This window comes from Methylobacterium sp. D48H (assembly GCF_053345715.1).
This window is the reverse complement of record NZ_JBKFAP010000059.1, coordinates 1-6,514: the sequence shown is the minus strand read 5'-3', so window position 1 is coordinate 6,514 and position 6,514 is coordinate 1. Positions and strand designations below refer to the sequence as shown.

The window sequence follows — 6,514 nt, the reverse complement described above, 5'->3', positions numbered from 1 at the left end:
GCCTCGGCCGGACGGGCCGGTGTCGCGGCGGGGGCGTCGGCCGCGGGTGCGGGGGCGGCGGCCTGAGCCTCGGCGGCCTTGGCAGCGTCAGCCGCCGCCGCAGCGGCGGCCGCAGCCGCGGCCTTGCGCTCCTCGTCCTCGCGACGGCGGGCCTCGGCGGCCTCGCGCTCGCGGCGGGCCTGCTCCTCGGCCTCGCGACGGCGCGCCTCGGCCTCGGCCTCCACCTTGCGGCGGGCCTCGGCCTCGCGGCGCTGCGCGTCGGCGAGGGCGGCGGCGCGGGCCGCACTCTCCTGCTCGCTCAGGGTGCGCAGGACGACCCCCGAAGCGGCGCGCTGCGCCGGACGCGGGGCCGGCGCCGTCGGCGCGGGGGCCGCCGGGCGCGGGGCGGGCGCGGGTTCACGGGCAGGGGCGGCCGGCGCCGCACCGATGACGCGGCGCTTCACCGTCTCGACCACGACCTGCTTGGAGCGGCCATGGGAGAAGCTCTGACGCACGGTGCCCGCCTCGATCGGCCGCTTGAGGCCGAGCGGCTTCGGGGAAGTCCGGTTCAGAGTCTTGTCGCCCGGGTTGTTCGTATCGCTCATTCAGCCTGAACCCTGAGGGTTTCCATCGTCCCGTGAACCGACACCCGGTGGCGCCGGTCAAAATAGTCCTGCGTCGTCAACGTGAGGCTTCGTCGATCCCGCCGATTCGGGCTGGATCGGGCTCCCCGGTCGCCGCGGCGGCGCCCTCGAAGGAGCGTAGCCGACGCCAACGCGACAGGCAGCCGGCGGCTCCGGCTCCTGCGACGAGCGCAGCGTGTATCACATGATCCCGACCTAAGGCCATGTCCAATTCGTCCTCGGACAGGTCATCGATGATCGGGATCCTTGACATGGCCCCGCCGTGACGCCTGTGCAAGGCCGACGCGATCTTGCGCCGGCCGTCCGGGCTCGCCTCGGCGGCATGAATCACCGCGATCGCCCCGGGCTGGCCGCCGATCGCGGCCTCGACCTTCGAGAAGCCCGCGACCACGCAGCCCGCCTTGTTGGCCATGGCGATGGCCTGCCGCAGGTCGTCCCGCAGCCCGGCGGCGATCCGGTCCGGCAGGTCGGGGGCGGCCGGGGTCGGCCCCTTGAACGCCCGCGAGAACATGTTCTTCCGCACCGCGGTCGCGACCGCCTCGCGCCGGGCGCTGATCCAGGCGCCGCGGCCCGGCAACTTGGCGCGCAGGTCGGGCACGACGCTGCCGTCCGGCCCGCGCACGAACCGGATCATCGCGTCCGGCGCCTGGACGACGCGCGTGACGATGCAGGTCCGCTCGGGCGAGCGGCGGCCGGGGCCGGCATCGAGCCCCCCGGCATCCAGCCCGTCCTCGGGCAGGGTCGTGTCGACCGCGACCATCGCGCCTCCGCCGCCGGCGCCCGCCTCAGGCCTCGGCCTGCGCGGGGGCGGCCTCGTCGCCCTCGGCCACCTCGGCACCCTCCTCGGCTTCCGGCTCCGGCAGGGCCTCGATCCAGCCGGCCTTCAGGCGGGCGGCCATGATCAGGGCCTCGGCCTCGGCGCGGGACAGGTCGAACCCGTCGAGGTAGCCGGCGTGGCGAACGGCCTCGGGACCGCGGCCCTCCGTGTAGCCGACGAGGTCGTCGGTGGCGCAGCCCGCCAGATCCTCGACGGTCTTCACGTCGTTCTCGCCGAGGGCGACCATCATGGGCGTGGTGATGCCCTCGATCTCGCGCAGCTCGTCGGCGACGCCGAGCTCGGTGCGGCGGGCGTCGTGCGCCTGCTCGATCCGGGCGAGGTGGTCCTGGGCGCGGGCCTGGATCTCCGTGCCGGTCTCCTCGTCGAGACCCTGGATGCCGGAGAGCTCCTGGATGTCGACGTAGGCGATCTCCTCGACGTTGCGGAAGCCTTCCGCGGCGAGCAGCTGGCCGACGGTCTCGTCGACGTCGAGCGCCTCCATGAACACCTGGGTCCGCTCGGCGAACTCCTTCTGGCGGCGCTCCGATTCCTCGGCCTCGGTCAGGATGTCGATGTCCCAGCCGGTGAGCTGCGAGGCGAGGCGCACGTTCTGGCCGCGGCGGCCGATCGCCAGCGACAGCTGGTCGTCCGGCACCACCACCTCGATGCGGTCGGCCTCCTCGTCGAGCACCACCTTCACCACCTCGGCGGGCTGGAGGGCGTTGACGATGAAGGTCGCCTCGTCCTCCGACCACGGGATGATGTCGATCTTCTCACCCTGCAGCTCGCCGACGACGGCCTGCACGCGAGATCCCCGCATACCCACGCAGGCGCCCACGGGATCGATGCTGCCGTCGCGCGAGATCACCGCGATCTTGGCGCGCGAGCCCGGATCGCGGGCCACCGCCTTCACCTCGACGATGCCGTCGTAGATCTCCGGCACTTCCTGGCCGAACAGCTTGGCCATGAACTGCGGGTGCGAGCGCGACAGGAAGATCTGCGGGCCGCGCACTTCCGAGCGCACGTCGAACAGGTAGGAGCGGATGCGGTCGCCCGGCCGGAAGGTCTCGCGCGGGATCATCTCGTCCCGGCGCACGATGCCCTCGCCGCGGCCGAGATCGACGATGACGTTGCCGTACTCGACCCGCTTCACGATGCCGTTGAGGATCTCGCCGATGCGGTCCTTGTACTCGTCGAACTGGCGGGCGCGCTCGGCGTCGCGCACCTTCTGGACGATGACCTGCTTGGCCGACTGCGCGGCCACGCGGCCGAAATCGAAGGGCGGCAGGGTGTCGGAGATGACGTCGCCGACCAGCGCGCCCGGGTTGTAGCGGCGGGCCTGGTCGAGGGTGATCTCGCGGGCGTCGTTCTCCACCTGATCGACGACCAGGAGGTGGCGCGAGAGGCGCAGCGCCCCGGTCTTCGGGTCGATCTCGGCGTGAACGTCGGTCTCGGCGCCGTAGCGCGAGCGGGCGGCCTTGGCGATCGCCTCCTCCATCGCGTCGATCACGATGGAGCGGTCGATCACCTTCTCGCGGGCGACCGCGTCGGCGATCTGGAGGAGTTCGAGCCTGTTGGCGCTGACGACGGCCATCGGTGTCGGTCCTTCTCTTCCGTCAAATCTTCGGGCCGGCCGCCGGGCGGCGGACCCGGGGGTCTCAGTGCAGGGAGTCGCGGTCCTTGAGCCGGGACGCCTTGGTCACGACCGGCTTTTTCGGGCCGGTCCGGGCCTGTTTCTGGGGCTTGGCCGCGGGGCTGGCCTTGCGGGGGCCCTTCGGCTGGAACGGTGCGCGCGCCGGCGGCGCGCTCTCCGCGGCGTCCTCCTCGTCCTCGGCCTCGTCGGCCTCGTCCGTGGCGGGCGGCCCGCCGCGGCGCAGCGACTCGCGGATCAGCTCGTCGGTGAGGACGAGATGGGCCTCGGCGAGGTCCTTGAGCGGCAGGTCGATGCGGCTCGGCAGCCCTTCCTTCACGTCGGGCAGGTCGATCGGGACGGTCGCGCCCGTCGGGTCCGGCGCGCCGAGGATGCCGCGGAAGCGCTTGCGCCCGTCCAGCGGCGGGCTCAGCTCGACCTTGGCCTCGTAGCCGGCCCAGCGGGCGAAGTCCGAGACCCGCACCAGCGGCCGGTCGATCCCCGGCGAGGACACTTCGAGGTTGTAGGCGCCGCCCACCGGATCGTCGACGTCGAGGATCGGCGAGATCGCGCGGCTCACGGCCTCGCAATCGTCGATCGTGAAGGTGCCGTCCGGCCGCTCCGCCATGATCTGCACGGTGCAGCCGTTGACGTTGGACATCCGCACCCGGACCAGCCGGAAGCCGAGGCCCGCGAGTGGCCCCTCGATCGCCTGCGCGACGCGCGCGGCGACTCCGGCCTCGCGGACGAGGCGCTTCTCGGACAGATCCGCTTCAATCTCGGACGACATGGGTGTTCAGCGCGCAACCTTCGCGGCGTTCTGCCTGGCCGCCCGCGGCGTGGGGCCTCGTGCGGCGAGAGGGTGTGCGGCGAAAAAAAAGAGCGGACCCGGTGGGGCCCACTCCCGAACCGCAGCCTCTCGACTGCCATCAGAACTGTTGAGAGCTAGATAGCGGCCCTCGGCCCGAAGCGCAAGGTGGATCCGCCGCGCCGCGCGAGCCCGCTCGTCCCCAGCTCCGCCTCATCCTTCGATGTCGCGCTTCGCGGCCACCTCAGGATGAGGGGATCGGTCGAAGATCGGCCGCGTCTCAGCCGCTGCGCGGCACCCGCCCCTCCAGCGGATAGGCCGGATCGTTGTAGCCCGGCGTCGTCGGATGCCCCGCGGCCACGAACCCGTCGACCAGCGCCTCGTCCTCCGGGGTGAAGGCGTAGTCGAGGGCGCCGAGATATTCCTGCCACTGCGCCTCCGTCCGCGGCCCGGCGATCACGCCCGTGACGAGGCGGTTGTTCAGCACCCAGGCGGTGGCGAACTGGCCGGCCGTGATGCCGCGGGCCTCGGCGTGCTCCCTCAAGGTCCGGGCGATGCGCAGGGATTCCGGGCGCCACTCGGTCTGCATCATCCGGGCGTCCTGGCGGCCGGCCCGCGACTCGGCCGGCGGCGGCGCGTCGGGGTCGTACTTGCCGGTGAGCACGCCGCGCGCGAGCGGCGAGTACGGCACCACGCCGAGCCCGAAATGCGCGCAGGCGGGCAGGTGCTCGGTCTCGGGCATCCGGTTGAAGGCGTTGTAGTAGGGCTGGCTCACCACCGGCCGGTCGATCCCGGCCTCGTCGCAGAGCCGGCAGATCTCGGCGACCCGCCAGGAGCGGTGATTCGAGACGCCGAAATGGCGGATCTTGCCCGCCCGCACGAGGTCGGCGATCGCCCGGACCGTCTCGGCCAGCGGCGTGTCGTGGTCCTCCTTGTGGAGGTAGTAGATGTCGATGAAATCCGTGCCGAGGCGGCGCAGGCTGTCCTCGGCGGCCTTCATAACGTGGACCCGCGAGAGGCCGCGGTCGTTGACGCCCGGCCCGGTCGGGTTGGCGACCTTGGTGGCCAGGACCCAGGCGTCGCGCTCCGCCCGGATCGCCCGGCCGGTGATCTCCTCCGAGCGGCCCTCCGTGTAGACGTTGGCCGTGTCGATGAAGTTGATCCCGGCCTCCCGGGCGCTGGCGACGACGCGGCCGGCCGTGGCCTCGTCGGTGGGGCCGCCGAACATCATCGTGCCGAGGCAGATCGGCGAGACCTTGAGGCCCGAGCGGCCGAGCGTGCGATACTGCATGGGATCCCTCCAACGTCCGTCGTCCCGCTATCTCGCCGCGGGAACGGCGCGGTCAACCACAACACAGGTCAACGCCGCCCTGTAACCCGCGAACGCCCGCGGCGAACCGACCCGTGACGGCACCGATGGCCCGGGCAGCCGTTCCCGCCGGTGGCCCGAGCCACCGGCGCGGCGCCGTCGTCCACCGCGAAGCTTCCGTTCGGACCCATGATCGATCGCTCGGCCGCCGCCCTCGGCATCCCCCTCCCCTGGCTCGACCGGGCCGGCCGCCTCTCCTGGCTGAAGCTCGCGGTGTTCGCGTCCTGCGTCGCGCCCGCGCTCTACCTCGCGGCCGCCTACCGGCTCGACGCGCTCGGCGCGAAGCCGATCACCGCGCTGATCCACGCCACCGGCGAGTGGGCGGTGCGCTTCCTGCTCTTCTCGTTGGCGATCTCGCCGCTGCGCCGCCTCGCGGACTGGCCGAAGGTCCTCGTCGTGCGGCGCATGCTCGGCGTCACCGTGATGGCCTACGCGGTGGCCCACCTGACCCTCTACGCCGTCGACCAGAACCTGATCCTCACCAAGGTGATCTCCGAGATCGCGCTCCGGCTCTACCTGACGATCGGCTTCGTGGCCCTGATCGGCCTGATCGCCTTAGGGTTGACCTCCACGGACGCGGCGATCCGCAACCTCGGCCCGAACTGGAACCGCCTGCACCGCCTCACCTACACGATCGCCGTGGCGGCCCTGGTCCACTACTTCCTGCAGTCGAAGATCGACGTCACCGACCCGGTCTTCTCGGCGGGCCTGTTCCTGCTGCTGATGGGCTGGCGGGTGATGCGGCGCTTCCAGTGGCCGGAGCGGCCCTGGTCGCTCCTCCTCCTGGCGATCGCCGCCGGGCTCGCGACCGCCGGGCTGGAGGCCGCGTGGTACGGCCTCGCCAGCGGCGTCCCGGCCGACCTCGTCCTCGCCGCCAACCTGGACTTCTCCGGGCCGATCCGGCCGGCCTGGTGGGTGCTGGCCGTCGGCCTGTCGCTCCCGCTCGTGGCGCTCGTGCGCGGCCCGAAGGCCCCGGCACCGGGCAGGCGACCGGCCCAGGCGGCCCGCCGGGAGCCTATCCGGGAGCCCTTGTCGCCGTCGGCCTGATGCCGCAGAACCCGCTCCCGGTCCTCCGCCGCCGGCGGCCCCGGGCCCAGCGGAGCTTTCGAGACGCCATGCGCGGCACGCCTCTCCTGATCGCGGGCTTGCTCGCGCCGACCCTCGCCTTCGCGACGCCCCCCGCGACCCAGGCCGCGAAGCCGGCCGCCAAGGCGGCGCCCGCCGCGCCGCCGCCGGCCGCCGCCGCGCCGGCAGCCGCGGCCTGCAC

Annotated in this window: 6 protein-coding genes; 1 reads left to right on the top strand and 5 read right to left on the bottom strand. The window is 72.8% G+C overall.

Annotated elements, in window-relative coordinates:
- The 5 genes from ACLBX8_RS31350 to ACLBX8_RS31330 form a co-directional block, all read right to left on the bottom strand.
- Positions 1 to 584 (bottom strand): translation initiation factor IF-2 associated domain-containing protein (locus tag ACLBX8_RS31350; protein ID WP_447716381.1); only part of this gene is annotated, 584 nt, incomplete at its 3' end.
- Between the two features lie 76 nt (positions 585 to 660).
- Positions 661 to 1,383 carry an RNA-binding protein gene (locus ACLBX8_RS31345; protein ID WP_447701319.1) on the bottom strand — a complete coding sequence of 241 codons (723 nt, stop codon included), beginning with the start codon at positions 1,381 to 1,383 and terminating at the stop codon, positions 661 to 663.
- A gap of 25 nt (positions 1,384 to 1,408) precedes the next feature.
- Positions 1,409 to 3,034 (bottom strand): transcription termination factor NusA, encoded by a 1,626-nt coding sequence (gene nusA, locus ACLBX8_RS31340; protein ID WP_447701320.1) that lies wholly within the window; start codon positions 3,032 to 3,034, stop codon positions 1,409 to 1,411.
- 64 nt (positions 3,035 to 3,098) lie between these two features.
- Entirely contained in the window at positions 3,099 to 3,860 is a 762-nt protein-coding gene (gene rimP, locus ACLBX8_RS31335; protein WP_091679719.1) for a ribosome maturation factor RimP, read from the bottom strand.
- Positions 3,861 to 4,158: 298 nt separating this feature from the next.
- Complete coding sequence (locus tag ACLBX8_RS31330) at positions 4,159 to 5,169, bottom strand: aldo/keto reductase (RefSeq protein ID WP_020092720.1); 1,011 nt, start codon at positions 5,167 to 5,169, stop codon at positions 4,159 to 4,161.
- A 207-nt stretch (positions 5,170 to 5,376) separates the two neighbouring features.
- Between ACLBX8_RS31330 and ACLBX8_RS31325 the strand changes: the two genes are divergently transcribed.
- The gene (locus ACLBX8_RS31325) at positions 5,377 to 6,294 is read left to right on the top strand and encodes a sulfite oxidase heme-binding subunit YedZ (RefSeq protein ID WP_447716380.1); all 918 of its coding nucleotides are present in this window, start codon (positions 5,377 to 5,379) and stop codon (positions 6,292 to 6,294) included.
- Positions 6,295 to 6,514: the final 220 nt, after the last annotated feature.